The organism is Mucilaginibacter puniceus (assembly GCF_054783175.1).
In genome coordinates, this window is sequence record NZ_BAAGRB010000002.1 from 1,201,488 (window position 1) to 1,227,464 (window position 25,977).

Below are 25,977 nucleotides of genomic sequence, written 5' to 3' on the forward strand. Positions count from 1 at the left end.
TATTGCGATGGTGCAAAAGTGCAACTTTTGAATGGATTTTTAAACAGAATAATAGCGCAAAATAACAGTGTTTTGTAAATTTTTATTTGCCCAATGCCGCGCAGATCTCAACAATTGTTTTGCTTACCGGCTTAAAATCAATGCCTATGGCCTTTTTAATTTTTGTATTATCAAAGTTTTTGTTGAGCGTAGCCGATCTGGCTGCTATCTTATCTAACATGGGCGGTTTACCGGTAATGGCTGATAATACAGCAGCAAAACGCCAGGCAACTTCCATCATCCACGGCTTGGCTAATATAGTTGGGGGCTGTACACCAAAACCCTGGGCTATCTCGGCAGTTAGTTGTTGGTAGTTCCTGTTTTCGGCACTGATGATATATCGCTCGGCAGTAATATCGGTATTCATCAGGGCTATCATACATTTGGCTACATCCTGCACATCCACAAAACCAGCGCTGCCGGTAGTATAAACTTTAAGTCCTTTACGTACAGTTTCAAAAAGCTGCCCGCTGCCCAATACGCCGGCGTTTGGCCCTATAATTAATGAGGGATTTACAATCACCGCATCCAAACCTTCAGCTATACCGCGCCAAACCTCCATCTCACTCTCCAATTTTGAAAGTGCGTAGCCATCATTTTCTGCAGATGAATCCAGGTGATCATTTTCGGTAATCAATTCGCCGGGCTTTGCCGTACCAATAGCGGCTATGGAACTTACATGAACTAACCTTATCCCCTTCTCCACACATAAATTAACCAGGTTGGCGGTGCCGGTAACGTTGGTGCGTATCATAGGCTCTTTATCCGCCTGCTTTAATGACACCCATGCCGCGCTATGATAAACCTGCGTTATCCCCTGCAAAGCATCTTCCAAAGCAAATATATCCATTAGGTCGGCATCCACCCATTCTATCAAATTAGCATGAGGTTTTAATATTTGAGGGATTTTAGACGACACCCGTTTAGTGCAACGTATACTTTGGCCCGATTGAACCAATTGCAAAGCTACCTCCGAACCTAAAAAACCTGTTGCGCCTGTTACGAGTATGTGCATATGATATAGATGTGCAGATATGCAAATGTGCAGATGTGCAGAAGCTTTTCCTAATCTATTATATATTTTTTATTATTCCTATCCGTAGGTTAACCCCTCCCTGCACCCAATGTCATTAAGTTAAGGAACTCCGGAGGAGTTAAAGGTCGGTAGAAAAGGGTATAAAGTGGATAATCGTGCCGTAGGTACGATACTAAAGTTGCATACCTACGGCATGCGGTCACTTTTAACATCTTTTTACTACCGACCTATTGCGTCTACGACGCATTTGATTTTAATAGATCGCTTAAATTAATGACAATGCCCTGCATCCGCCTTCAGGCGGAAGGGAATCGCACATCCATTTTATTTCAATAACACAAAAAATTTGCACATCTGCATATCCGCACATCTGCACATCCAAAAAATACGCATATTTGTACATACGCATTCACATATATGTCCTTATCCGATTTCTTTACACCGCTTGACCTTGATAAGATCACCCCTAAAAACGGATATTATACCAGTCATTTAGGTAGTAAGATCAATTACTACGTGGATAAATTTCCCGATTTAGACGAGCCCGCAGACATTGCTTTGATTGGCGTTTTGGAAGACCGTAACTCGATAAATAATTCGGGCTGTGCATTGGGTCCCGATTATGTGCGCGAACATTTATACCTTTTAAACGAAGGCAGTTATAAAACCAAAATTGTCGACCTGGGTAATATTAAGCAGGGCGAAAAAGTTACCGATACCTACTACGCGCTTAAAACGGTAGTAAACGAGTTGATAAAAAAGAATATCATCCCGGTTATCATTGGAGGCGGGCAGGATCTGACCTATGCGCAATACCTGGGTTATGAGGATTTGGAAAAAAGGGTTGACCTGGTAGTGGTAGATTCACATTTTGATTTGGATGATGACCGTAATTGCGAAACCATTGAAACCACATCGCATTCATACCTCAATAAAATATTTTTGCATGAGCCTAATTACCTGTTCAACTATAGCAATTTGGGCTACCAAACCTTTTTTGCCAGCCAGGATAGCCTGCGGGTAATGGATAAGCTATACTTTGATGTACATCGCCTGGGCGAGATTAGCGGCAAGGTTGAAGTTGCCGAGCCTATCATCCGCAACGCGGGGATGATCAGCTTTGATATCAGTGCCATACGCTCGTCAGACGCTATGGGTAATGCCAATGCTACCCCCAACGGCTTATATGGCGAGGAAGCTTGCCAGGTATGCCGCTATGCCGGTTTTAACGATAAACTAACCAGCATAGGTTTTTATGAGTTTAACCCGGCTTATGATAACAACGGGCAAACCGCCATGCTGTTATCCCAAATGATATGGTATTTTATTGATGGCGTTTATAACCGTAAAAAAGATTTCCCGCTTCAGCCCAAATCACAATATCTTATATACAAAACCAGCTTAAAGCATGATGAGCATGAGCTGGTGTTTGTAAAAAGCAAAAAAAGCGACCGCTGGTGGATGCAGGTACCTTATCCTACGGGCGGCTCACGTAACGAGCGTTTTCATTTAGTGCCTTGCCGTTACGAAGACTACCAAACCGCGGTTGCCGGCGATTTGCCCGACCTTTGGTGGCGCACCTATCAAAAATTAAATTAACATACCTTTTTTAAATTTTATCCGTTTAAAGCGGTATAACCATTTTTAATGAAGAGATTATTTTTTCTGTTTGCCATTTTATCGCCACTATTTGCCGGTGCCCAGGTGGGCGGTACATTTACCATTAAAGGCAAGGCAGGTAATTTGAATGCCCCGGCACAGGTTTATTTATTATACCAGTTAGGTGCCAATAAAATTGCCGACTCATCTGCCGTGGTTAATGGCGATTTTAGTTTTACCGGCAATACTTTATTTCCGGTAAATGCTTTTTTAGTAATGGATCATAAAGGTGTAGGCATGTCGAAATTAGAGGAGGCTACTGCCGATGTATTTACTTTCTTTTTAGATAAAGGGGAGATTACCATAACTACTCCCGATTCTATAGCAAAGGCTAAAATTACCGGTTCATTGATTAATGAGGAGAATACTAAATTACTTGGCCAAATTAAAGCCATTGAGGCCGAAGCACAAAAGCTGAATGCCGAAATACAAGCGGCACCGGCAGCTAAACAAAATAGCAATGAATACCAAACAGAAATGCAGGCAAAATTTAAGGTATTGCAAAATGAACACCAGTCGGCTTTACAAACCTTTATTGTAATGCACCCGAATAGTTATTTAAGCATAATAGCCTTAAATACGTTAGATAGCAAAACCGACCCGTTTGAGTCAGATAATTTATATAACGTATTATCGGCTGACCTTAAAGCTACGGAAGCTGCCAAAGTGCTTAAAGCATCAATAGACCGCGCTAAATTAAGTGCCGTAGGTGCTATGGCACCCGACTTTACCCAAAATGATACCCGCGGATTACCCGTTAAATTATCAATGTTTAAGGGTAAGTATTTATTAATAGATTTTTGGGCATCATGGTGCGGGCCTTGCCGCCAGGCCAGTCCAACAATGGTGCGTTTATTTAATAAATATAAAACCCGCAATTTTAATATCCTTGGTGTATCATTAGACAGGCCCGGCGCTAAAGCCGATTGGTTAGCGGCTATAAAAAATGACGGCCTGGTTTGGACGCAAGTATCTGATCTGAAGTTTTGGGAAAACAGCGCGGCGCAGCTTTACTCGGTAACGGCTATTCCGTCTAATTTTTTGTTGGATCCGGAAGGGAAGATCATAGCCAGAGACTTGCGTGGAGTTGATTTAGAGAATAAGTTGGCAGAGGTGTTGGGGAAATAAAAACCCCCTCTAAATCTCCTCCGGCACGGGAGACTTTAAACAGCATTTAAAGCCCTCCCTCCGGGGAGGGTTGGGTGGGGCTACTGCAAATACTTACCCACAATAGGCATCCTGCGGCCCATGCCAAATGCTTTTGGCGATACCCTTAATATGGGTGGCGTTTGATAGCGTTTATGTTCGGCAATGTTTACCAGCCTTATCACTTTGCGTACGATAGCCTCGTCAAAACCCATTTTAATGATCTCTGCCGATGCTCGTCGGTGCTCCACGTATTCTTTCAATATCCTGTCTAAAATATCGTACTCGGGTAATGAATCGGTGTCCTTTTGCCCCGGCCTTAATTCGGCAGATGGTGGTTTGGTAATGGAATTGATAGGGATGACCTCCGCATCACGATTAATATATCGCGCCAGCTCAAAAACTTGTGTTTTGTATACATCACCAATTACAGATATACCCCCGCACATATCGCCATATAAAGTACCATAACCCACCGCGGCCTCACTTTTGTTAGAGGTATTGAGCAGGATATAACCAAACTTATTACACATAGCCATTAATACCACTGCCCTGCTGCGCGATTGGATGTTTTCTTCGGCAATGTTAAATGGCAGGTTATTAAACTGCGGATGCAAGGCTGTTTCAAAAGCATCGGTAATATTTTTAATAGGCACTATCTCATGCTTACAGCCTAAATTGTTCACTAAATCTTCAGCATCTTTCAGGGAGTGGTCGCTTGAAAATTTAGAGGGTAGCAATACCGCCATCACATTCTCGGCACCCAACGCCTCGGCAGCTAAGGCACAAACTACTGCAGAGTCAATCCCACCCGATAAGCCTAAAATAGCCTGCTTAAACCCTGATTTATAAAAATAATCTTGAATACCCAGTATTAATGCCTGGTGTATCTGGGCAATTTCGCTTGTATCTTCCTTGCGTATAGTCGCCGGATGATCAAACGTTATTTTGCTGTTATCATCTAAAGTATAATACGCCAGGCTTTCTTCAAAGTATGGTAACTCGTCAACCAATTTACCCGTATTATCAAACACTAATGATCCGCCATCAAATATCAGCTCGGTTTGCGCACCAATGGTGTTTACATAAAACAGTGGCAGATTGTAACGGCTGGCGTTATCCTTTAAAATATCTATACGCTCATCATCATGTGTATAGGAAAACGGCGAGGCAGCTATATTGATCATCATATCCGGCCCCTGTTGAATAAGGGTATCCATTGGCCGGGTAATATATAGCGGATTTTCTATGGTGTTCCACAGGTCCTCGCATATGGTAAGGGCTATTTTATGGCCTTTAAATTCAATACAATTAAATTCGGTTGATGGTTCAAAATAACGGTACTCGTCAAACACATCATAGTTAGGTAAAAGGGCTTTATTTACGACCGCTTTTACTTTACCGTTTTCAATAAAATAAGCAGAGTTGTTAAGGTCCTTTCCTTCGGGCTTATTATTGGGGGTAGGCAGGCCTATAATGCAAGCAATATCATTACAGGCGGCGGCAATAGTATTGGCGGAATCCAGGCATTGGCTTATAAATTCATTAAACTCCAAAAAGTCGCGGGCAGGATAGCCGGAAACACATAGTTCAGAAAACACCACCAGGTCGGCACCGTTATCGCGCGCCTTTTGTATGTGTTGAATGATCTTGGCCGTGTTCGACTCGAAATTACCTATATGATAGTTAAGTTGGGCTAACGCTATTTTCATGTATTAATGATAACTAATTACAAGCACTGATGTTTATGGGTAAATGCAAATTATAACTAATTTAGCCCAAAGTATAAAAAATGAGCCCTATACATCGCATACCTCAACAAATTTATTTAATTTTTTTTGCAGCCCTCATTATTTCGGCCTGTAACAGCAATAAAAAAGTGGATGTAAGCCATATTGATCTTGACGTTAAAATTGATCGGTTTGACCATGATTTTGATGCTATGCGTACCCAACCTATGGCGCAACAAGCTGTTTACCTGTACAAAAAATACGGCATATTTTACCAGGACTATATAGAGCGCATATTGGGTGCCGGTAGCATCAGAGACACCGCTTACTTTGCCACGTTAAGACAAATTTTTGCAAGCCAGGCTTACCTGGATTTAAAGCACGATGTAGATGAGGTATATCCCGGCAATATGGCCCAACAAAATGAAGAATTGACTGATGCCTTTAGGCGCATCAAATATTATTATCCGCAAAAAAATCTGCCTAAGGTGTATGCTTATTTTTCGGGTTTCCAGGCGCAAACTTCGTTGGGCGACGGGTACATGGGCATTGGGCTGGACCTTTTTTTAGGCAATTCCAGGTTTTACCCGGCATTGGTAGAGAGTTTCCCCCGATATATATCCCGCAGGTTTAACCCGGCCAATATAGCGCCGCGTGTGGTAGAGGGAATAGCCCGTGAGGAAATGTTCCCCGAAAATGATAATGACCGCTCCCTGCTGGCTAAAATGGTTTATAATGGCAAGATATTATACTTTATGGATCAAACCCTGCCCGATGTTGCCGACAGCATTAAAATTGGCTATACCACCGAACAGTTAAAATGGTGCGAGGATAACCGATCAAACATATGGGCTTATTTTTTGGAGGAGAACTTATTGTACGAAACTGATTTCCAAAAAATACAAACTTATTTAAACGAGGCCCCATTTACACCCGGCGTTGGCGAAAAAAATAACTCATCACCAAAACTGGGCGTTTGGACGGGCTGGCAAATAGTACGTGAGTATATGACCAAACATCCGGAAGTTACCTTACCGCAATTAATGGCTATGACGGATGCGCAGAAAATATTGAATGATTCGAAGTATAGGCCGAAATAGTGATTAGAGATTTGTGACTGGAGATTAGTTACCCACCATACAACTAATCTCTAATCACCAGTCTCCAATCACTAAAATATTTTTCAATAAAAAAGGCCCCTTCAGGAGCCTTTTTTATTGAAAAATATTTTGACTACTTCATTATAGCAAATACCGCTTTTAAAGAGATTATAACTCCAATTATCAAAATGATATTTGATATAGCCGATGCGTATGGAAATTCGGCAAAGCGAAGGTAAACACCTACTAAACCGATAACGATAGCTATGGTTAATAATATATAATGACGTTCTGCATTTGCTTCTTTTACTGAGCTCATAATGGGTATTTTTTATGTGGACACAAAAATATAAATGTTTAGCGAAAAACTAATAAGTTTTTTGTTTTAAATACTATTTAGTGCCGTATGGCGCTTTTTGCGGTAATAACCTATTACCTGCCATAATATCACTCCGGCAAGTAAAAACACCCAAACATTTGCCAGTACCAATATAGCTTCCTTAAATATATACCAGCCGTTACTTAATGCCAGCCCTACCCTTTTAAAGAAGGGTAAGTTATAACTTGACGGATCATCATTGGCAATAATCTCTTTAAAGATGGTATTGCTTTGATAGAAGCTTAAATTAACTACGCTGTATTTAACCGCGTCATCAATTTGGCGGTTATATATTTGCTCATCCACCAAATCATCCCGCAGGTTTAAAACAGCTGATGGGTCCTTTATTACTATTTTACCTTTCTTCTGCTGGTCTACCATATCCTTGCGGCTATTTAGCTTCATCTTTGCTGATAGATAATCTAAAGATTTATCCTCAATGTCCATACTTCGGTTACTTACATATACACCTAATTTTGCCACGCTATCCAGGTATTCATCCAGTTTTACTGATGGCACTTTTACCGTCATTTGTGCTGAAGTGTAAAAAGCCGATATTCGCATTACCGAATCTTCGCTAACGCGCTTATCGCTGGTGCTATTAATATTTGAATTAACAGAATGACTCATTACCATCCCTTTATATTGATTGGTCAGCGACGTTATCCTTTCGCTGCTTTGTTGAACATTCTTTACTTTAAAATTAATCCCGGCAGTTTTTACCAGTTTGGGTCCGGTAAGGTTAACATCCGCCGTAGCTACTGTGTCAGCCACGCCATCCATAGATTCGTAGTTACCTGAGCCTTTACATGCAGCCAGTAATGCACCGGCTAGCATCATCATCAAAATTTTTGCTTTCATGATTATTGGGTTTAAATTGGTTTTTAATTGATACCCAATAGATGTGAATGGTAACCCTTGTAACGGAATATGTTACATGGCTTAACTCACCACGTCATTGCGAGCGTAGCGTGGACAACCGAGCAACGCGAGTTCATTGATTCCATTAAAAACAAACAACTTATCAATAATCTCTACATACGACATTCAAAAGATGATCCCTTTTCATTGATTTGCGAGTGCAGAGATTGCCACGCTACGCTCGCAATGACGCTTGGGGAAGAGTGAAAGCGTAAAACAACAAGGGCCTCCCTTACGGGAAGCCCTTTATTGTACTTGTTAAATATGAGTTCTTAGTTGCTTGATAATGCTGCGGCACCACTTACAATCTCGGTAAGCTCGGTAGTAATGGCTGCCTGGCGTGCCTGGTTATATGAAAGTTTTAATTGTTTCAATAAATCACCGGCATTTTCAGTTGCTTTATCCATAGCGGTCATACGTGCGCCATGCTCAGATGCATTTGAATCCAGCACCGCTTTGTAAACCTGGGTCTTGATGTTTTTAGGGATCAACTGCTCTATTATCTCTTCTTGCGAAGGTTCCAGTATATAATCAACCTGGTTAGTTTTAACTTCGGCTTTAGCTTCCGCTTTTGGCACAGGCAATAATTGCTCGGCCACTAAAAACTGTACAGCCGCATTTTTAAATTGGTTGTACACCAATTCCACACGGTCATAATCGCCTTTTAAAAAGCCTTGCATAACGTTTTCGGTTATTAAAGACACGTTAGCAAAGTTCAGGCTGTTATATACATCATTATTGTTGCCAATAACATTGTATTTACGGCGCTGATAGTACTCCTGTGTTTTTTTACCGATGCTTACGATAGATACATTGCCCGCTTTTAACTGCTCGCTGTATTTTTCGGCAATTAATGTATTAGCCGTTTTAATTACGTTGGCGTTAAATGCACCAGCCAAACCGCGGTTTGATGAAACGGTAATGATCAATACCTTATTAGGCTCGCGCTGTTGTAAAAATGGCGATGAACCATCCTCTAAGCTTGCAGATAAGTTTGCTAACAACTCTTTTAGCTTATTGGCATACGGGCGCAATTGTACAATAGCGTTGGTAGCACGTTTTAGCTTAGCCGCCGAAACCATTTTCATGGCCTTGGTGATCTGCTGCGTTGACGTTACCGACCCTATCCTGTTTCTTACTTCTTTTAAATTAGCCATTCTTTTGGTGAGTGGTTAATGGTGAGTAGTAAGCGGCAATTGTGAGTTAACTACTCACTTTTCACCATTCACTACTCACCACTAAATTAATTATATCTTCCAGACAATTCTTTAGCCACTGTTTCCAGTACGCCTGTTACCTGGTCATCCAGTTTACCTGCTTTTAAAGCGGCAAGCACTTCCGGATGGCGTTGTTCTAACTGTGTAGTGTATTCGCTTTCAAACTCGCGGATCTTGTTTACAGGTACATTACGCATTAGGTTTTTAGTACCTAAGTAAATAATAGCTACTTGTTTTTCAACAGTTACCGGCGAGTATTGACCTTGTTTCAATATCTCCACGTTACGTGCACCTTTGTCCAGTACAGTTTTGGTAGAAGCATCTAAGTCAGATCCGAATTTAGAGAAAGCCTCTAACTCGCGGTATTGAGCCTGATCCAATTTTAACGTACCCGCTACTTTTTTCATTGATTTGATCTGCGCGTTACCACCCACACGTGATACCGAGATACCTACGTTAATAGCCGGACGAACACCCGCGTTAAATAAGTTTGACTCTAAGAATATCTGGCCATCAGTAATTGAAATTACGTTGGTTGGGATATAAGCAGATACGTCACCAGCTTGTGTCTCGATAATTGGCAATGCAGTTAATGAACCGCCACCTTTTACAATACCACGGATAGACTCAGGCAAATCATTCATAGCTTGCGCGATGGAATCATTGGCGTTGATCTTAGCGGCACGCTCCAGTAAACGGCTATGCAGGTAAAACACGTCACCCGGATAAGCCTCACGGCCCGGTGGACGACGTAGTAATAAAGATACCTCACGATAAGCAACCGCTTGTTTTGACAAGTCATCATAGATGATCAAGGCAGGGCGGCCAGTATCGCGGAAATATTCGCCAATTGCAGCACCTGCAAATGGAGAGAAGAACTGCATGGTAGCAGAGTCTGCCGCAGATGCAGATACGATGATAGAGTAAGGCATAGCACCATTCTCTTCAAGCGTACGTACAATGTTTGCAACAGTTGAAGCTTTTTGGCCACAAGCTACATATATACAGATAACCGGTTTGCCGGCATCATAAAATTCTTTTTGGTTGATGATGGTATCGATACAAACCGCAGTTTTACCTGTTTGACGGTCGCCAATAACCAACTCACGCTGGCCACGGCCGATAGGGATCATCGCGTCGATAGCTTTGATACCGGTTTGTAAAGGCTCGGTAACCGGCTGGCGATAGATAACGCCCGGTGCTTTACGCTCCAAAGGCATTTCATAAGTTTGGCCAACAATTGGTCCTTTACCGTCAATTGGGTTACCTAAGGTATCCACAACACGGCCAAGCATGCCTTCGCCTACTTTTATGGAAGCAATTTTGTTGGTACGTTTTACCGTATCACCTTCTTTTACTTCGTCAGATTGACCTAACAATACCACACCCACATTGTCTTCTTCCAGGTTTAGTACAATTCCTTGTAATCCACCATCAAATTCAACCAGCTCGCCTGATTGTACTTTTGTCAATCCGTAAACACGTGCAATACCGTCACCTACTTGTAATACGGTACCTACTTCTTCTAATTCAGATTCTGACTTGAAACCCGCCAATTGCTGACGCAAAATTGCCGATACTTCATCTGGTCTTACCTCTACCATAGTTTAATTTTTTATTTGGGTTGTTTTTTAATAATTTATTTAACTATGCCGGTGGCAAAGTCCTTTTTTAATTTTTTTAAGCTGGCAGCAATACTGGTATCAACCTGTCTGTCGCCAACTGTTAATACAAAACCACCAATTAATGATGGGTCTGTTTTAGTATCTAATATTACCTCGCCACCTACTGCTGCTTTTACTTCATCCAGCAATTTGCTTTTGTTGGCTGCAGATAAAGCGGTAGCCGATACTACGGTAGCTTTGGTTATATGTTTTATAATATTATACTGGTTATTAAACTCCTGCGCGGTAGCATATAAAACTTCGCCGCGGCCCTTGTTTACCATGATGTTAAAAAAGCTAATAGATAACTTGTCTACCTTGCCCGAAAACAGATCCGAAAGGATGGCTACTTTTTTGGCTTGTGATATAATAGGGTTACCTAAAACCGCTTTTAGTTGCGGATTTGCTTTTAAGGTATGCAAGAAAAAGTTCATATCATTATTGATAGCCTCCAGATTGTTTTGCTCTTGAGACAGATCGATTAATGATTTTGCGTACCTGGACGCTACTGTTAATTCTGACATTCTTTTTTTATTTCGGATATCGGATGTTCGATTTCGGATTTGGTGACTTCAAAATAAATTCGAAATCGAACATCCGAAATTCGAAATTCTTATAACTTAACTTCTTTTAACAATTCGCTAACCAATTCGTCTTGCTTTTGGCTGTCTTCAAATTGTTTGCGTAATACTTTCTCGGCAATCTCTAACGATAAAGCAGCCACCTGGTTTTTTACATCCGCCATAGCAATAGCTTTTTGGTTGTTAATTTCAATACGGGCCAACTCAATCATACGGGCGCCTTCAGTTTGGGCAGCTTCCTTAGCTTCGCCAATGATCTGGTCCTTTACTTTTTTAGCTTCGCTTAATATCACATCGCGCTCTGCACGGGCTTGCTTTAATAAAGCTTCATTCTCGTTAGTTAAACGAGACATTTCATCTTTAGCCGCTTCGGCTTTTAACAAAGCATCTTCAATAAACGTTTCACGCTCATTAATGGCACCTAAAATTGGTTTCCAGGCAAATTTGCCCAACAAAAACAACAAGATCAAAAACGATACTGTTGTCCAAAAAACCAATCCTATTTCCGGGGTAACTAATTCCATAATATATCTATTATAATGTTATTTCAGATTTTAAAAATAGTTAAAAAAACATGCCCGGGGCCAATCGCTCCGGGCCGTTCTTTTTTCCTCTTTTAGTTAAGCATAGCAATAACCACCGCGAAAAGCGCAACACCTTCAATAAGTGCAGCAGCGATGATCATGTTAGTTTGGATTTTAGAGGCAGCCTCAGGCTGACGTGCAATACCTTCAACGGCTTTACCGCCAATTTGTCCGATACCGATACCGGCACCAATTACAGCTAAACCTGCGCCAATTACAGAAATACTTCCAATCATGTGTTTGTTATTTAAACGTGTATATTAATAGATAATTAATTCAAATTGATTAATGGTGATGCTCTTCAACAGCCATACCTATAAATAAAGCGGTAAGCAAGGTAAAGATATACGCCTGTAAAAATGCAACCAGCAGCTCAATGCAATCCATAAATACAACGAACAATACTGATGCAGGTGAAACCCATAAGGTTTTAAAAATAAATATTAATGATATTAAGCTTAGTACGATAATGTGGCCCGCGGTAATATTAGCAAACAAACGTATCATTAACGCGAATGGCTTTGATATGATACCAATGATCTCAACAGGTACCATGATAGGATATAACCACCATGGGATATCAGGCATTAAGATGTGTTTCCAGTAATATTTGTTACCGCTAACGTTTACTACTATTAAGGTAATGGTTGATAGCACCAGCGTTACCGCTATATTACCGGTAAGGTTATAACCACCCGGAAAGAAAGGAACCAAGCCCAATAAATTATTTACCAGTATAAAGAAAAACATGGTTAATAATAATGGGATATACTTACCGTATTTAACGCCGATGTTGGGGATAGCAATATCGTCACGCACAAACATGACCAATGGCTCCATTACTGATTGTAATCCTTTAGGGCCCTTACCTACGCGTTTCCTGTAAGCAGACGCAACACTTAAAAACACGAGTAATAATACCGCGATAGCCAACCACATACTGGCAACGTTACGGGTAATGGAAAAATCTAATATTTTAGCGGATTCATCAACCAGGCCTGCTTCGGTAACAGCATGTATTTTATTACCTTCTAATTTATAGTTATAATACTCGCCTTTATATACAGGTTCATGACCCTCTTCATGAGCTTCCAAATGAGCCGATGAAAAAACCTCTAAACCTTTAGGCGTATATAGTATAACCGGCAACGGAATATGAGTATGGCCAAATACATGCATTGAATGCGAATCGGCTACGTGCTCTAATATCACCTTCTTTGGATCGAACTTTTCTGACTCAGCTTCTTTATGGTCTTCCTGTGCAAAGGCGGGTGCAAAAAATGCGCCTACCATCAAAAAAACGCCTAAAATGAAGAATTTCTTAAAATTTTTTGAGTTCAAAATCGAGATATTATACATTAAAATGAAGTTTTCTACTTTAAATTTTGGTTGCGCAAGTTACGCAACAAAGTATATATTTCAAAGACCGTATTTAATAAATATATATAAAAAAAATCGGCCACAAAAACATACTTATTTACCTTGTTTTTTAACAGGAAAACCAGCGCAAAAACCAGGCAGGCCAGTATTTTAAAAGTAGTTGCCGCCAAAAAAAACTGGGCACCGCGCTCGCCATTAATTTGCTGGCCCAGCATCACTGTAATTACAACGATCAGCGTTAGCCCGGAAAGAAAAAAGAAGATGAGCCAAAAATGTGGTACTAATAGGTCGGTATGGCCGTTTTTACTTAGCCAAAGTGGTGGTGCTGCTAATACAGCAAGAAATAATATATAGGAAAATACGTTTTTAAAGATGTTCAACTTTTTACAGATCTGATAACAATATACAATGAAATAAACACACCTATTAACGCCAATGTCGCGGCCACCCATTTGGTAGTATGGCCCGCCGACTCATCAATTTTGTACCCGGCGTAGGCCAAACCACCGATGATAGCGATCATTTGGAAAGCTAAGCCGGAAAATTTAGCATAATTGTTCATTGGCCGGTTATTGCCGGGGTCACTATTAGGTTCATTTTTAGACATCTGCAAATTTATTAAACCTATTGGCATAATCTTTATTAAATTAGCATTGCTTTTTATATATACATTAACCTTGAGGCGCTCCTTTACATCTCCCATTAAAACAGGCTTAAAATTTTTAGTACCAGTTATGGTATTGATCATAGCCGGATGTTCGCTTGAAAAAAAGAGTGGGTTTAACCGGGTAATGCAAAACTTAACCGCGCACTACAATATACTATTTAATGCTAATGAAATACTGCGCCAAAAGCAGGCTGATTATGCCCTATCATTTGTAGATGCATACGGCAACCTATTAAGCGTTTACCAGGATACCATAGCACAAAGTGAAACGGCCGATAAGGACCTGGATGCCGCTATACAACGGGCTAACCTGATCATTAACGAAAAAGAACAAAGCAAATATTTAGGCGATGCCTACCTGGTGTTGGGTAAAGCCAATTATTTAGGTGCTAATTATTTTAACGCCGCCGAATATTTTAGTTATGTAACCAAATCATTCACCGACAAGAAAAACACGGACCTTGTGCAAGAGGCAAGGGTTTGGAAAGCACGCAGTTTGATTTATTTGAACAATCTGCCCGAAGCAAAGGTGACATTAGATTCTGCTTTTAAAAATATCAACCCTAAAAAGAATATAACGGCTGACGTATATGCCACTATGCTGGCTTATGATATTGCCACGCAGGACTACGCCGATGGCGAAGAAATGGCTAAAAAGGCGATTGAGTATAGCAACAATAAAGCACAAAAGCTGCGCTGGACATTTATTTTAGCACAATTGCAGGAACTAAACGGCCATAACGAGGCGGCGGTAAATAATTACACCAGTATTGTTAAAAGTAACGCCGCTTTTGAGATGGCTTTTAATGCCGACCTGAACCGGATACGCATTACCGATGAACGAAACGGCATTCGTATGAGCCGGATTGAACGCTTGCTATCCCTATTAAAAAATCAAAATAACCGTGAGTTTACCGACCAGATATATTACCAGATAGGTGAGATATATTTAGCCAATAACGATATTGATAACGCCGTAAAAAATTACAATTTATCATTAAGGGCGCAAAGTAACAATCAAAACCAGCGTGGGCTGGCTTATTTGCGTATGGCCGATATCAACTTTAAAAACAAAGCTGATTATGTGAGCGCTAAAAAGTATTACGATAGTACACTAACTAACTTGTCGCCTAATTATCCGGGCTATTTGGCCATACAAAAAAAGAGCAGCAACCTGCAGGTATTGGCCGACAGGCTGCATATCATCTCGCGCGAGGACACCTTGCAAATGCTGGCCAGGATGGATGAGAAAGCCCGGCTGGAGATGATCGACTCGATGGTGACGCTGCAAACTTTACAACGGCAGCTGGCCGCTACTACTACGGCATTGCCTAATGTAAGCACCGCCAGCGTGGGGGCAACAGCAAGCGTGCCCAATGGCAATAATTTTTACTTTTATAATGCCAGCGCGGTAAGCCAGGGGTTTAACGAGTTTAAACGCAGGTGGGGGAACCGTAAACTGGAAGATAACTGGCGAAGAAGCAACCGCCCTAATGCTGATATTACCAGTACCACCGTACCGGGGAACAATGCCAGCGGCGACCCTGATGCACCAATTATTAATATCCCCAAAGGGGCTAATGATGTTACCGCGAGTACCTATCGTCAATCGTTATTGCAAAATCTGCCGGTTACACCACAACTGTTGGCACAATCAAACACCCGTATTTATAATGCCTATTTAGACATTGCCAATTTTTACCGCGATATACTGGAAGATAAAAAAGAGGCTATTGCCTATTACCTGCTGATACTGGATAAATTTCCTAACGACCCGAATAGGGCGGCGATATATTATAGTTTGTATAGATTATATAGTGATACCGACATAGCCCGGGCCGACGAGTATAAAAACAAACTACTTAAGGAGTTTCCGCAAAGCACTTTTGCCAGGGTAATTATTGACCCGGAGTATGGCAGAAGGCTGGATGATAACGATGCTTTGTTTAACACGTCCTATAACGAGATATATGACCTATACCTGCAAAAAAAATACGCGCAGGTGATTACCAATGTGGATGGTTTGTTAAGGCAATATCCTAACAATAAATTTTCATCACAGCTAAGCTATTTGCGGGCTATTGCGGCAGGGCACCAGGAAGCTTTACCGCCTTTTCAATACGACCTGCAGCAAATAGTGGCACAACACCCGGACGATGCGTTGATAACCCCATTGGTTAAACAGCACCTGGATTATATTAATGCCAACCGCGAACTACTGGCGACAAAAACTTACGTATTATCAGATAATGATACCAGCGGCTTTTTATTTACGCCACCCATCGCCTATCAAAAAGAAACGCCTTACCGGCGTGGCATTACTGTAGAAAATATGGCCCAGCAACGCATTGAGCCCAAGCCAACTGTAGCGGCACCGCCTGTTACGCAACAACCGTCGGTAACCCAACAGCCGGTAGCCAATGCGCCTATATTAGCCGCACCTACTGAACCTACCCCCGTTACTCCATCGGTGGTTGAGCCGCCTGCAAAGCCAAGTATATTTAATGAAAGAGATAATACCAATTACTATTTTGTAGTTAATGTGAGTACAGGCACAACAGACCTATCCACATCACGTTTTGGGATAGGGCAGTTTAACCGGGCCAACTTTTTATCGCAAAAGCACCAGTTAAAAAATGCAGGACCCGATAACCAGTTGGTGTATATAGGGCCATTTAAAAAATTAGACGCTGTTAAAGATTATGCAAGGGATATTGTACCGCTTATGCCACAGATAATGAAGGTACCTAAGGATAAATACAGTTTTTTTATCATAACCAAAGAAAATCTGGATAAATTAGCCAGCAAAGAATTATTGGATAGTTATATTGACTATTACCAAAAAACCTATTAAAAATGGATACTAAACTTTCACAACAGGATATAAAACGATATAACTGGTATATCTGGAGATTTTTTATTGGGGGATTTGCTTTTGTGGTATTGTTGGTTTTACTTACTATACTGGGCTTGTTTAAACCACTACCTTCTTTTCGCGATCTGGAGAATCCTAAAAGTAATTTAGCATCTGAAATAATTTCAGAAGATAAAGTAATTTTAGGTAAGTATTATGTTAATGAAAATAACCGCTCGCGGGTAAATTATAATGAAATATCACAAAATGCCATTAACGCCCTGGTAGCTACCGAAGACAAACACTTTTTTTCACACTCAGGAATAGACTTTTGGCGAACGTTTTCTATTATACCTTATAATTTAATTGGTAAAAGGCAGGGGGCGAGTACGCTTACCCAACAGTTGGCTTTACACCTATTTTCGGACGAAGAAAGGTCTACAAACCCAATAGCTCGGTTTTTCCAAAAATTAAGAGAACAAATCACAGCGGTACGAATAGAAAAGCATTATACCAAGCAGGAGATCATTACCATGTATTTAAACACGGTTGATTTTGGGCATAATACTGCGGGTATTGAATCTGCTTCACAAACTTTTTTTAATACAAAATCTATCAATTTAACACCCGACCAAGCTGCATTGCTGATAGCATTAGTAAATGCTCCGGGGCGGTTTTCACCTATTAATCACCCTGACAAAGCACTTACCCGACGAAATTTTATTCTAGGCCGTATGGCTGCTGAAGGCTATTTAACAGATGGGCAGGTAGAGGAGTTTAGAAGTAAACCTATTGGTATTAATTTTCATCCTACCAGTCATAATGAAGGGTTGGCACCATATTTTAGAGCCTATATCAAAGATGATATTAAAAATATACTTCGCGATCAAGGAATAGTAAAAGGCGATGGCTCAGAATATGATATTTACCGCGACGGTTTAAAAATATATACTACCATTAATGCAGATATGCAAAAATATGCCGAGGATGCACAGCGTAAGCATATGCGTACACTACAAAAGTTGTTTATGGATACACATAAAGGCTACAATTGGAAAAAATCAACTCAATACAAAGGTCTAATTGAAAACGGCATGAAAGCTTCCGGTCGTTATTCTGACCTTCAAAAAGCGGGAATGTCTGACGAGGAGATAAGGAGAGAATTTGATAAACCCATTAAAATGAAGCTATTTACCTGGGAAAACGGTGATACTACGGTAGTCATAAGCCCTATAGACTCGGTGGTTTATAACCAAACCTTAATGCGTAATGCCTTAATGAGTATGGACCCTAAAACGGGATACGTTAAAGCATGGGTTGGTGGTATCAACTTTGAATATGATAATTACGACCAGGTAAAAGTAGGACAAAGGCAGGTAGGCTCAACCGCTAAACCATTTACTTATGCGGTTGCTATATCTGATGGTTATGCACCATGCTATACCTTACCCAACACCCGAGATACAGTTAGAGGGTGGGGAGAGCCCTGGTCTCCTAATTCCAGCCCACGTTCAACTATTCAGGGCAATTTAACTTTGCGCAAAGGGTTAGCTAATTCACAAAACTGGATAACTGCAAGAGTTATGGGGTTAGTAACGCCTCCTCGTGTTGAAGAACTGATCAGGACCCTCGGTATTAAGAGTAACAGTTTAGGGCCTTACCCATCAATTGCTTTGGGTGCATTTGATGCATCAGTAATGGAAATGACCGCGGCTTATAGCGCCTTTGCAAACCATGGCATTTTGACCGAGCCTACCTATTTATTAAAAATTGAAGATAAAAATGGCAACGTAATTTGGGGCGACCGCGAACCAAAGGTAACACAAGCCATGCCCGAAGAAACTGCCTATGTAATGACAGACATGTTAAAGTCGGTAGTTAAAGAGGGAACTGCCAGGAGGTTGGGCTCTACTTATGGGCTAAGTAATGCTATAATAGCAGGCAAAACAGGTACAACAAATAACAATTCGGATGGTTGGTTTATTGGCATGACACCGCAATTGGTTACCGGTGTTTGGACAGGCTTTAAAAGTAGAAATGTTAGCTTTAGCAGGACAGGAGATGGCGAGGGTGCAAATGTAGCATTACCTATATTTGCTTATTACATAAAAGCAGTATATGCCAACCCAAAATTAGGCATCAAAAAAAATATTGATTTTGAATTACCTAAAAAACCATTAGGTACTATATTGGATTGCAACGAGTATAATCAACAGCAAAGCGGGGCAAATGAACCGGATAATAGACTAAAATTTTAAATTATCATTAGCAAATCGGCCCCACCCAACCCTCCCCGGAAGGGAGGGCTTAATATAAAGTCTCCCCAACCGGGGGAGATTTAGAGGGGGCTGATACATGACTAAATTTGATTACAAAGCTGCGTTAAAAAACATACCCCATAAACCGGGGGTTTACCAATATTGGGATGAAGCGAATGAACTGATATATATTGGTAAGGCTAAGGACCTGCGTAATCGTGTCAACTCCTACTTTAATAAGGACCTTAATGTAAATGCCAAAACGCGGGTGCTGGTATCAAAAATTCGCAACATCACCTTCACCATTGTTGATACCGAAATTGATGCCTGGCTGCTGGAAAACAGCCTGATCAAAAAACACCAGCCGCGTTATAATGTGATGCTGAAGGATGATAAAACTTATCCCTGGATCATTATTAAGAACGAGCATTTTCCCCGCATTTTCTGGACACGCCGTATTGTAAAGGATGGCTCAAAATATTTAGGGCCATACGCGTCGGTAAGTATGATGCACGCTATTTTAGGCCTGATCAAAGAAACCTACCCCCTGCGCACCTGTAACCTCGCCCTAACTAAACCCAATATTGATGCCGGCAAGTTTAAGGTTTGTTTGGAGTACCAATTGGGCAACTGCAAGGGCCCTTGTCAAAACTACCAAACCGAAGAAGATTACGATAATAGTATTGAGGAGATAAAGGACATTTTAAACGGCAAAATTGGCGCGGTACTGCGTAAAATGAAGGTTGAAATGGAGCAAGCCATCGCCTCTATGAACTATGAGCATGCCCACCGTTTAAAACGCAAGTTCGATCTGCTGGAGAATTACCAAAGCAAATCAACCGTAGTCAATTCATCCATTACGGATGTGGATGTTTTCAGTATAGCATCCGAAGAAAAATATGCCTTTGTTAACTTTTTAAAAGTGATGAATGGTACTATCATCCAAACCCAAACCATCGAGCTAAAAAAACGATTGGATGAAAGTGATGAAGAGTTATTGACGCTGGCTATATCTGAGTTTAGAACCAGATATAACAGCACCTCAAAAGAAATTATTGTTCCGTTTAAAATTGACCTGGATGATGATTCGGCATTTAAGTTTACCGTGCCCAAACTGGGCGAAAAACGCAAACTGCTGGACCTATCGCAAAAAAATGTGCAGTTCTTTAAAAAAGAGCGGATAGACCAATACGAAAAACTAAATCCCGAAGTTAGGACCGAGCGTTTGCTTACGCTAATGATGAAGGACCTGCGCATGAACCAGTTGCCACGGCATATTGAGTGCTTTGATAACTCTAACTTCCAGGGTAAATACCCGGTATCGGCTATTGTGGTTTTTAAGGATGGCAAACCATCCAAAAAAGACTACCGCCACTTTAATGTTAAAACTGTAGTAGGGCCCGATGATTTTGCCACCATGGAAGAAGCCGTTTTAAGGCGTTACCGCAGGGTTTTGGATGAAGATACCGGATTACCCCAACTCATCATCATTGATGGTGGTAAGGGGCAGCTATCATCAGCTATGAAAAGCCTGAAGCTATTAGGTATTGATAAGCAGGTAACCGTAATTGGTATAGCTAAACGACTGGAAGAATTATACTACCCCGGCGACCAATACCCGCTTTATCTGGATAAAAGATCAGAAACATTAAAGGTGATACAACATCTGCGCGATGAAGCCCACCGCTTTGGCATCACCTTTCACCGTAAAAAACGGGACAAGGGCACTTTGGCTACCGAGTTGGAACTGATTGAAGGCATAGGCAAAACCACTGCCGAAAAACTACTAAAGTACTTTAAGTCTGTTAAAAAGATCCGCGAAGCGAATGAAGAAACCCTGCTGGAAGTGGTTAATTTAAAACAGGCAAAGGCTATTATTGGGTATTTTAATGGAGGGGATAAAGATTAGCTATTGAAGATTAAAGATTAGTTATGACCTATTAAATAATAAAAAAATGCCTTATCTAATGATAAAGCATTTTACTAATCTTTTACAACTTATCTTTAAACATTAGTATTGCCACAAGTTCAATTCCCAATCCATCAAATCTTTCTTTACGCGTTCAGATTCATATAGTTTATCAATACCAATGGCATAATCTTTTATACGCAAATCTTCGGCGTTCGACTCTTTAACAATGTAACTGGTAAACAAACGCTTTAAAAACACATCATCATAGCTTAAACCTGCCGCGTCATTTTTACCCATAAATACTTCTTTGGTAGCTAACACCTGGCGTGCCGCCGGGAAATATACCCAAAATGCAGGTTGAAGGTCTAAATCAATACCGGCTGCTGTTGGTTTAATCATTGGCGCTATACCAATAATACGTGGCTCATAAACCGAACGTTGTTTATCAAATATCCAGTCCTCTTTAATACGAAACCTAATCACGCTATCAGGATTAAATTCGCCTGGAACCATTTTTGTACCTATTTTGTCACCCTTACTATCAATAATATCAACCACACTACTATCGGCCATTTTTGCCTTGGCACCGGCGGCTGTTAAAGGAGTTGAAAAAGCATCACCATTAGGGTCACCCATAGCAGGATTAGGATTAGGGTCATATGCGGTTAACTCCTCATTAGCTATAGCATCCATCAATACATCTATCAACCTTGCTTTTGGCGATGCCATGTACGTATTCATTTTTTCGCGCACATCAATTTCGCGCCAAATCCGTTTAGCCATTACTACATCCGCTTCGCGTAAAGTAGGATATGGTACAGGTTTAGCGTTTAAAATGTTATTCTTTACAAAATAACCATCAACCGGCCTTTCAAAAGGTTTAGCCGGTGCTTTTTCTGTAGGTGCTTGTGCAAAAACATTTACACTAATTACACAAAGCAAAACAATTAATAATTTCTTTTTCATATCCCTATCTCTTTATTGTGCCGTTAATACAATATTACCATCAAGATCACGTCTGGTGCCATCGGGGCCAACTGCACTTATATCTTTAAAAATAACTGTTGAACCAGGTACAACAGTATTTAATGCCTGGCGCATTTGAGGGCTTATGGTATTTCCGGTAGTTGAGAAAATTTGCACATCCTGGCGCTTATTTGCTACCATTAAAGTAAATCGCGTTACATTAAAAGTGGCGTCAAAATCAAAATTCTCCAATATAGCAAATACCACATCCTGTGCTTTTATATTTGCCGCGCTGGTTGTACCACCCGATCTGTTTGCAAATCGTGGCTGAGGATCAGGTATACGTTTAATACGAAACTCTGATGAGCCTAATACCATACCTTTTTCGCCGGTTATGGTAAATTTACCTGTAGTTCCGGGTGCATTATTAGGTTTTACTATATAATGGCCATTTGAACCGGTTATTGACCCAGCTGTAAAACTAACTTTTATACTCTCTGTGGGTACACCAGGTGCCGATATAGATACCGGGTTTGGTACACCAATATATAATACGTTCATTTTATCCGGCGATACTACTGCCGATGGTTTTGAAACCATATAGCTGCCCGAAACCGAGTATGTTTTATCCGGCCCGTCAACCGACTTAACAGATAAACTGCCTGTCCAGGTCTTTACACCCTCACCGCTGGCGGTAACCGTATATTTACCTATACCATTGGTAGTAAGTACTGGTGCCCCCTGCACGGTAATTCGTGGGTTTGAGTTGGCATCATAAGCCGTTAAATAAATTTCAGCAGTATATTGTTGTCCGGCTAAAATATAGCTGCTTGGTGCAACAGCTACAGCCTTAAACTCATTTAAAGTAATTTGAGCCTGGTCAACCTTACCTAAAATTTTCTTTACCACTTCATTCTCGGCATTTTTATTATCAGCCTGTATTTTGGCTAAGGTGGTTAAAGTAGCACCCAAAGGTATACCATCACCAAAATATGCTTGCTGCCAGGTTTTACGTGGACTGCCCGAACGCTTAGGCGGATCAATTGCATCTAAAGAAAAGTTAACCCCGTGGCTATCTTTTGGCCCTAAAATATCCAATAAACGTTTTCTCGTACTTTCAATTTTGGTCCTCAATTCGTCGGCTTTTTTGTTAGCAATCATGATACGCGGAGAAATATCCAGGTTATCCCTTGCACTAACATCATTTATAGCAGTATCAATGCCCCCACCTTCTTCTATTAATTGCTTTTTTAAAGCTTCAATATAATTATTTAATTCTCCTGATATTTTACTTGCGTCCCTTGCTTTTGCTAATAATTTGGCTGCCTTTTCGGGCTGCTCTTTTAATTTGGTGGCTTCAAACGCAGTATAAGTATTATCTAAGCTGGTAGTAACATTGCTTCTTGACTGATCAAGACTGTTGGTAATATTTTTAAATGCATCCAATAGACTATCAGGTACGTTTAAAGCTATAAGGCCCAAAAGTACCAGGTATAGTATACCTATCATTCGCTGTCTAGGGGTTTCTTTACCTCCTGCCATGTCTTATAATCTTATAGGGTTAGTTTAAAAATATTATTATAAAGTACGTGGCTGATTCATAGCGGTAAGCATATTACCATAAATAGCGTTTAATGATGACAAGTTTTTAGCTAAACGGCCAACTTCTTCTTTAAACTGTTTTGAATCTTCTAACGACTCATTAAAGTTATTCATGGTTAATGACAGGTTTTGATAAAACTTGTTCATTGATTTTAAATGAGCGCTTGAGTCCTGTAACTCTAACTCATACACCGCGTTTAACGCGCCTAAGTTTTTAGCCAGGTTATTTACCTGCTCATGGTAAGCTTTTGAATCAATATTGGAGTTAGCCATTTCACTTAAATTAGCCGAAGCTTTATCAAATGCTGCGCTTAAGGTATCATAACTTGCTGTTGCGGTTTTTACTTTTTGCGTAAACGCGATAGTAGCTTCGCCGGCATCAGTTACCTTTGATATGGCATTAACTTTATCTCCAAAGGTTCTTAAACCTTCGCCAAGGCTGCCAATTAATTCGGGGCCAATTTTAGCATCGGCCAACATTTTATCTAATGCAGCGGTATTTGAAAAATCGCCACCACCAACTTGCCTTGCAGATGCTTTTGGCAATTCGCCTTTAAAATCATTACTTAATTCAGGATATACACGGGTCCAGTCTACGTCTTCTTCTTCGCGTTGTAATCCTAATATCAAAAACAATAAAGCTTCGGTACCTAAACCTACTGTAATAAATTCTGAAGCGAATTTCCAGTGTTGAATTTTAAATAATAATCCGATGATAACAACTGTTGCTCCAATAGATATGATATTACCTATTCCGAAGGGCTTTTTTTTACCGGCCATAATTTTTAGTAAGTAATGGTTTTATATAATTAGTTTTTTATTAACGTTTGTCATTAAGGTCACGGCCCTGGAAACTGCTAACGTTACGGAAGCCGATGTATGATTTTGCCGTATCCTGATATTCAAACGTACGTGATGAGTTTTGCAGAAAATAGCCAATATCTTTCCATGATCCGCCGCGTACAACTTTACGTTTCATCACTTCGCTATCGGCTGCTTTGGCTTCATAATTAAAAGTTGGAGCCAGGTCATTAACAACCGTTGAAGCTGAAGGGTTGTAAGCCGATTGTGTCCACTCGGCTACGTTACCCGCCATATTGTACAGGCCATAGTCATTAGGGAAATACGATCTAACATTAACCGTATAAGTTCCCCCATCATCTGAGTAGTTACCACGGCCCGGCTTAAAGTTAGCCAACAAACATCCTTTTGCATTTTTGATGTAAGGGCCGCCCCAAGGGTAGTCGTTGCCTATCCTTCCGCCACGGGCAGCATATTCAAATTCCGTTTCAGTTGGCAGTTCGTACTGTGAGCGGTGTGGCTGGCGGCGCTTATCTTTATAGGCATCGTTGTATCGGCTGCGCCATACACTAAACGCACGCGCCTGGCGCCAGGTTACACCTACAACCGGGTAATTACGGTATGATGGGTGCGAAAAATAGGCTTCAACCATAGGCTCGTTGGCCGCGTATGAAAAATCACTTAGCCAAACCAAAGTGTCGGGGTAAATAGCTATAGTATCACGTAATATGAAATCCGAGCGCTTTTTGGTTTTATCATTTTTATTATCGGCAGCTGCGCGCTGATCTTTAAGAGCATAGGTATACTTAAACAGGCGTACATCCAGTTCGTTACGGTCAAAAATACGATCATCACCCTGGTAATACATGCTTTGTAATTTTGCTGCATTGCCCTCCTGGCCTTTTTTAGCTGTACGGAATATAGGATTCTTTTTTACGTAATCCCAGTTAATGTATTTGGGGCCGGTAACATTTTCTGCAGCTACGCCTTTAGGGGTGTAATAGTACTTAGGATCGTCCAAATATTGGGTTATCGCAATCGAGTCGCGCACCCAGTCAACAAACTGTTTGTATTGGCTGTTGGTTATTTCGGTTTGGTCCATAAAAAAAGCTGGTACGGTTACCTGCTTAGTTTGTGAAATTTGCGCGAAAGTAATGTCCTGGTCGGTTTGGCCCATTAAAAAAGACCCGCTTGGTATATATACCATGCCGTAAGGTACTTCTGATCTGAATGATTTTGCAGATACCCCTAATATTTCGCCCCTATCCCCTCTTTTACTACAACTGCTTAAACCGACAACTAAAAAAAGTACTACTAAAAAGTATGTTTGTTTCATCTTTAACAATCAAAAATCAGTTATAGTATGCTATAACATTGCCCCCGAATATATAAAATTTGCTATTCACCACAAAAAAATGTTTTCTATCAAAACAATTCTATGGCGCACTTGTAGCATTTTACGACAAAAATAATTAAAAGTT

General features: G+C 40.7%; 22 protein-coding genes. 6 read left to right on the forward strand and 16 right to left on the reverse strand.

The window, feature by feature from the left end:
• Positions 1-82: 82 nt before the first annotated feature.
• The gene (locus tag ACYVJ6_RS12385; RefSeq protein WP_460694379.1) at positions 83-1,054 is read right to left on the reverse strand and encodes an NAD-dependent epimerase/dehydratase family protein; all 972 of its coding nucleotides are present in this window, start codon (positions 1,052-1,054) and stop codon (positions 83-85) included.
• Positions 1,055-1,492: 438 nt separating this feature from the next.
• On the opposite strand from ACYVJ6_RS12385, the gene ACYVJ6_RS12390 reads away from it, so the two are divergent.
• Together ACYVJ6_RS12390 and ACYVJ6_RS12395 are read left to right on the forward strand one after the other, a co-directional pair.
• Positions 1,493-2,674, forward strand: coding sequence for a formimidoylglutamase (locus tag ACYVJ6_RS12390; RefSeq protein WP_460694380.1), 1,182 nt, complete (start codon positions 1,493-1,495; stop codon positions 2,672-2,674).
• A gap of 48 nt (positions 2,675-2,722) precedes the next feature.
• The gene (locus ACYVJ6_RS12395; protein ID WP_460694381.1) at positions 2,723-3,862 is read left to right on the forward strand and encodes a redoxin domain-containing protein; all 1,140 of its coding nucleotides are present in this window, start codon (positions 2,723-2,725) and stop codon (positions 3,860-3,862) included.
• A gap of 80 nt (positions 3,863-3,942) precedes the next feature.
• Here the strand turns inward: ACYVJ6_RS12395 and ACYVJ6_RS12400 are convergent, their stop codons facing one another.
• Complete coding sequence (locus tag ACYVJ6_RS12400) at positions 3,943-5,592, reverse strand: NAD+ synthase (RefSeq protein ID WP_460694382.1); 1,650 nt, start codon at positions 5,590-5,592, stop codon at positions 3,943-3,945.
• Positions 5,593-5,672: 80 nt separating this feature from the next.
• Between ACYVJ6_RS12400 and gldB the strand changes: the two genes are divergently transcribed.
• The gene (gene gldB / locus ACYVJ6_RS12405) at positions 5,673-6,710 is read left to right on the forward strand and encodes a gliding motility lipoprotein GldB (RefSeq protein ID WP_460694383.1); all 1,038 of its coding nucleotides are present in this window, start codon (positions 5,673-5,675) and stop codon (positions 6,708-6,710) included.
• 133 nt (positions 6,711-6,843) lie between these two features.
• Here gldB and ACYVJ6_RS12410 read toward each other — a convergent pair whose 3' ends face one another.
• The 10 genes from ACYVJ6_RS12410 to ACYVJ6_RS12455 form a co-directional block, all read right to left on the reverse strand.
• A complete protein-coding gene (locus ACYVJ6_RS12410; protein WP_460694384.1) occupies positions 6,844-7,029 on the reverse strand; it encodes a hypothetical protein in 186 nt (61 codons plus the stop codon).
• A gap of 66 nt (positions 7,030-7,095) precedes the next feature.
• Complete coding sequence (locus tag ACYVJ6_RS12415) at positions 7,096-7,950, reverse strand: DUF4349 domain-containing protein (protein ID WP_460694385.1); 855 nt, start codon at positions 7,948-7,950, stop codon at positions 7,096-7,098.
• A 332-nt stretch (positions 7,951-8,282) separates the two neighbouring features.
• The gene (gene atpG, locus ACYVJ6_RS12420; protein WP_460694386.1) at positions 8,283-9,167 is read right to left on the reverse strand and encodes an ATP synthase F1 subunit gamma; all 885 of its coding nucleotides are present in this window, start codon (positions 9,165-9,167) and stop codon (positions 8,283-8,285) included.
• 86 nt (positions 9,168-9,253) lie between these two features.
• A complete protein-coding gene (gene atpA, locus ACYVJ6_RS12425; RefSeq protein WP_460694387.1) occupies positions 9,254-10,831 on the reverse strand; it encodes a F0F1 ATP synthase subunit alpha in 1,578 nt (525 codons plus the stop codon).
• A gap of 35 nt (positions 10,832-10,866) precedes the next feature.
• Entirely contained in the window at positions 10,867-11,415 is a 549-nt protein-coding gene (gene atpH / locus ACYVJ6_RS12430; RefSeq protein ID WP_460694388.1) for an ATP synthase F1 subunit delta, read from the reverse strand.
• 89 nt (positions 11,416-11,504) lie between these two features.
• Positions 11,505-11,996 (reverse strand): F0F1 ATP synthase subunit B, encoded by a 492-nt coding sequence (locus ACYVJ6_RS12435; protein WP_460694389.1) that lies wholly within the window; start codon positions 11,994-11,996, stop codon positions 11,505-11,507.
• Between the two features lie 92 nt (positions 11,997-12,088).
• Positions 12,089-12,292: an ATP synthase F0 subunit C gene (atpE, locus tag ACYVJ6_RS12440; protein ID WP_460694390.1), complete on the reverse strand. Its 204-nt coding sequence runs from the start codon at positions 12,290-12,292 to the stop codon at positions 12,089-12,091.
• 49 nt (positions 12,293-12,341) lie between these two features.
• A complete protein-coding gene (gene atpB / locus ACYVJ6_RS12445) occupies positions 12,342-13,415 on the reverse strand; it encodes a F0F1 ATP synthase subunit A (RefSeq protein WP_460694391.1) in 1,074 nt (357 codons plus the stop codon).
• A 14-nt stretch (positions 13,416-13,429) separates the two neighbouring features.
• Positions 13,430-13,816, reverse strand: coding sequence for a hypothetical protein (locus tag ACYVJ6_RS12450; RefSeq protein ID WP_460694392.1), 387 nt, complete (start codon positions 13,814-13,816; stop codon positions 13,430-13,432).
• Complete coding sequence (locus ACYVJ6_RS12455; protein ID WP_460694393.1) at positions 13,813-14,043, reverse strand: AtpZ/AtpI family protein; 231 nt, start codon at positions 14,041-14,043, stop codon at positions 13,813-13,815. Before ACYVJ6_RS12455 ends, ACYVJ6_RS12450 begins: the two co-directional genes overlap by 4 nt.
• A gap of 127 nt (positions 14,044-14,170) precedes the next feature.
• Between ACYVJ6_RS12455 and porW the strand changes: the two genes are divergently transcribed.
• The 3 genes from porW (at position 14,171) to uvrC (ending at position 21,124) form a co-directional block, all read left to right on the forward strand.
• Positions 14,171-16,957, forward strand: a complete 2,787-nt coding sequence (porW, locus tag ACYVJ6_RS12460) for a type IX secretion system periplasmic lipoprotein PorW/SprE (protein WP_460694394.1) — start codon at positions 14,171-14,173, stop codon at positions 16,955-16,957.
• 2 nt (positions 16,958-16,959) lie between these two features.
• The gene (locus ACYVJ6_RS12465) at positions 16,960-19,215 is read left to right on the forward strand and encodes a transglycosylase domain-containing protein (protein WP_460694395.1); all 2,256 of its coding nucleotides are present in this window, start codon (positions 16,960-16,962) and stop codon (positions 19,213-19,215) included.
• A gap of 97 nt (positions 19,216-19,312) precedes the next feature.
• Positions 19,313-21,124 (forward strand): excinuclease ABC subunit UvrC, encoded by a 1,812-nt coding sequence (gene uvrC, locus ACYVJ6_RS12470; RefSeq protein ID WP_460694396.1) that lies wholly within the window; start codon positions 19,313-19,315, stop codon positions 21,122-21,124.
• A 102-nt stretch (positions 21,125-21,226) separates the two neighbouring features.
• Here the strand turns inward: uvrC and porN are convergent, their stop codons facing one another.
• The 4 genes from porN to porK are packed head-to-tail and all read right to left on the reverse strand — an operon-like array spanning position 21,227 to position 25,832.
• On the reverse strand, positions 21,227-22,093 hold the full coding sequence (gene porN, locus ACYVJ6_RS12475) for a type IX secretion system ring subunit PorN/GldN (protein WP_460694397.1): 867 nt from the start codon (positions 22,091-22,093) through the stop codon (positions 21,227-21,229).
• Positions 22,094-22,105: 12 nt separating this feature from the next.
• The gene (gene porM / locus ACYVJ6_RS12480; protein ID WP_460694398.1) at positions 22,106-23,635 is read right to left on the reverse strand and encodes a type IX secretion system motor protein PorM/GldM; all 1,530 of its coding nucleotides are present in this window, start codon (positions 23,633-23,635) and stop codon (positions 22,106-22,108) included.
• Between the two features lie 36 nt (positions 23,636-23,671).
• Positions 23,672-24,475, reverse strand: a complete 804-nt coding sequence (porL, locus tag ACYVJ6_RS12485) for a type IX secretion system motor protein PorL/GldL (protein WP_460694399.1) — start codon at positions 24,473-24,475, stop codon at positions 23,672-23,674.
• A 40-nt stretch (positions 24,476-24,515) separates the two neighbouring features.
• On the reverse strand, positions 24,516-25,832 hold the full coding sequence (gene porK, locus ACYVJ6_RS12490; protein ID WP_460694400.1) for a T9SS ring complex lipoprotein PorK/GldK: 1,317 nt from the start codon (positions 25,830-25,832) through the stop codon (positions 24,516-24,518).
• Positions 25,833-25,977 lie beyond the last annotated feature (145 nt).

Excerpts from the sequence above, each read along its gene's own strand:
- ACYVJ6_RS12385 (WP_460694379.1), bottom strand. The coding sequence starts at position 1,054 with ATGCACATACTCGTAACAGGCGCAACAGGTTTTTTAGGTTCGGAGGTA.
- ACYVJ6_RS12390 (WP_460694380.1), top strand. The coding sequence starts at position 1,493 with ATGTCCTTATCCGATTTCTTTACACCGCTTGACCTTGATAAGATCACC.
- ACYVJ6_RS12395 (WP_460694381.1), top strand. The coding sequence starts at position 2,723 with ATGAAGAGATTATTTTTTCTGTTTGCCATTTTATCGCCACTATTTGCC.
- ACYVJ6_RS12400 (WP_460694382.1), bottom strand. The coding sequence starts at position 5,592 with ATGAAAATAGCGTTAGCCCAACTTAACTATCATATAGGTAATTTCGAG.
- gldB (WP_460694383.1), top strand. The coding sequence starts at position 5,673 with ATGAGCCCTATACATCGCATACCTCAACAAATTTATTTAATTTTTTTT.
- ACYVJ6_RS12410 (WP_460694384.1), bottom strand. The coding sequence starts at position 7,029 with ATGAGCTCAGTAAAAGAAGCAAATGCAGAACGTCATTATATATTATTA.
- ACYVJ6_RS12415 (WP_460694385.1), bottom strand. The coding sequence starts at position 7,950 with ATGAAAGCAAAAATTTTGATGATGATGCTAGCCGGTGCATTACTGGCT.
- atpG (WP_460694386.1), bottom strand. The coding sequence starts at position 9,167 with ATGGCTAATTTAAAAGAAGTAAGAAACAGGATAGGGTCGGTAACGTCA.
- atpA (WP_460694387.1), bottom strand. The coding sequence starts at position 10,831 with ATGGTAGAGGTAAGACCAGATGAAGTATCGGCAATTTTGCGTCAGCAA.
- atpH (WP_460694388.1), bottom strand. The coding sequence starts at position 11,415 with ATGTCAGAATTAACAGTAGCGTCCAGGTACGCAAAATCATTAATCGAT.
- ACYVJ6_RS12435 (WP_460694389.1), bottom strand. The coding sequence starts at position 11,996 with ATGGAATTAGTTACCCCGGAAATAGGATTGGTTTTTTGGACAACAGTA.
- atpE (WP_460694390.1), bottom strand. The coding sequence starts at position 12,292 with ATGATTGGAAGTATTTCTGTAATTGGCGCAGGTTTAGCTGTAATTGGT.
- atpB (WP_460694391.1), bottom strand. The coding sequence starts at position 13,415 with ATGTATAATATCTCGATTTTGAACTCAAAAAATTTTAAGAAATTCTTC.
- ACYVJ6_RS12455 (WP_460694393.1), bottom strand. The coding sequence starts at position 14,043 with ATGTCTAAAAATGAACCTAATAGTGACCCCGGCAATAACCGGCCAATG.
- porW (WP_460694394.1), top strand. The coding sequence starts at position 14,171 with ATGGTATTGATCATAGCCGGATGTTCGCTTGAAAAAAAGAGTGGGTTT.
- ACYVJ6_RS12465 (WP_460694395.1), top strand. The coding sequence starts at position 16,960 with ATGGATACTAAACTTTCACAACAGGATATAAAACGATATAACTGGTAT.
- uvrC (WP_460694396.1), top strand. The coding sequence starts at position 19,313 with ATGACTAAATTTGATTACAAAGCTGCGTTAAAAAACATACCCCATAAA.
- porN (WP_460694397.1), bottom strand. The coding sequence starts at position 22,093 with ATGAAAAAGAAATTATTAATTGTTTTGCTTTGTGTAATTAGTGTAAAT.
- porM (WP_460694398.1), bottom strand. The coding sequence starts at position 23,635 with ATGGCAGGAGGTAAAGAAACCCCTAGACAGCGAATGATAGGTATACTA.
- porL (WP_460694399.1), bottom strand. The coding sequence starts at position 24,475 with ATGGCCGGTAAAAAAAAGCCCTTCGGAATAGGTAATATCATATCTATT.
- porK (WP_460694400.1), bottom strand. The coding sequence starts at position 25,832 with ATGAAACAAACATACTTTTTAGTAGTACTTTTTTTAGTTGTCGGTTTA.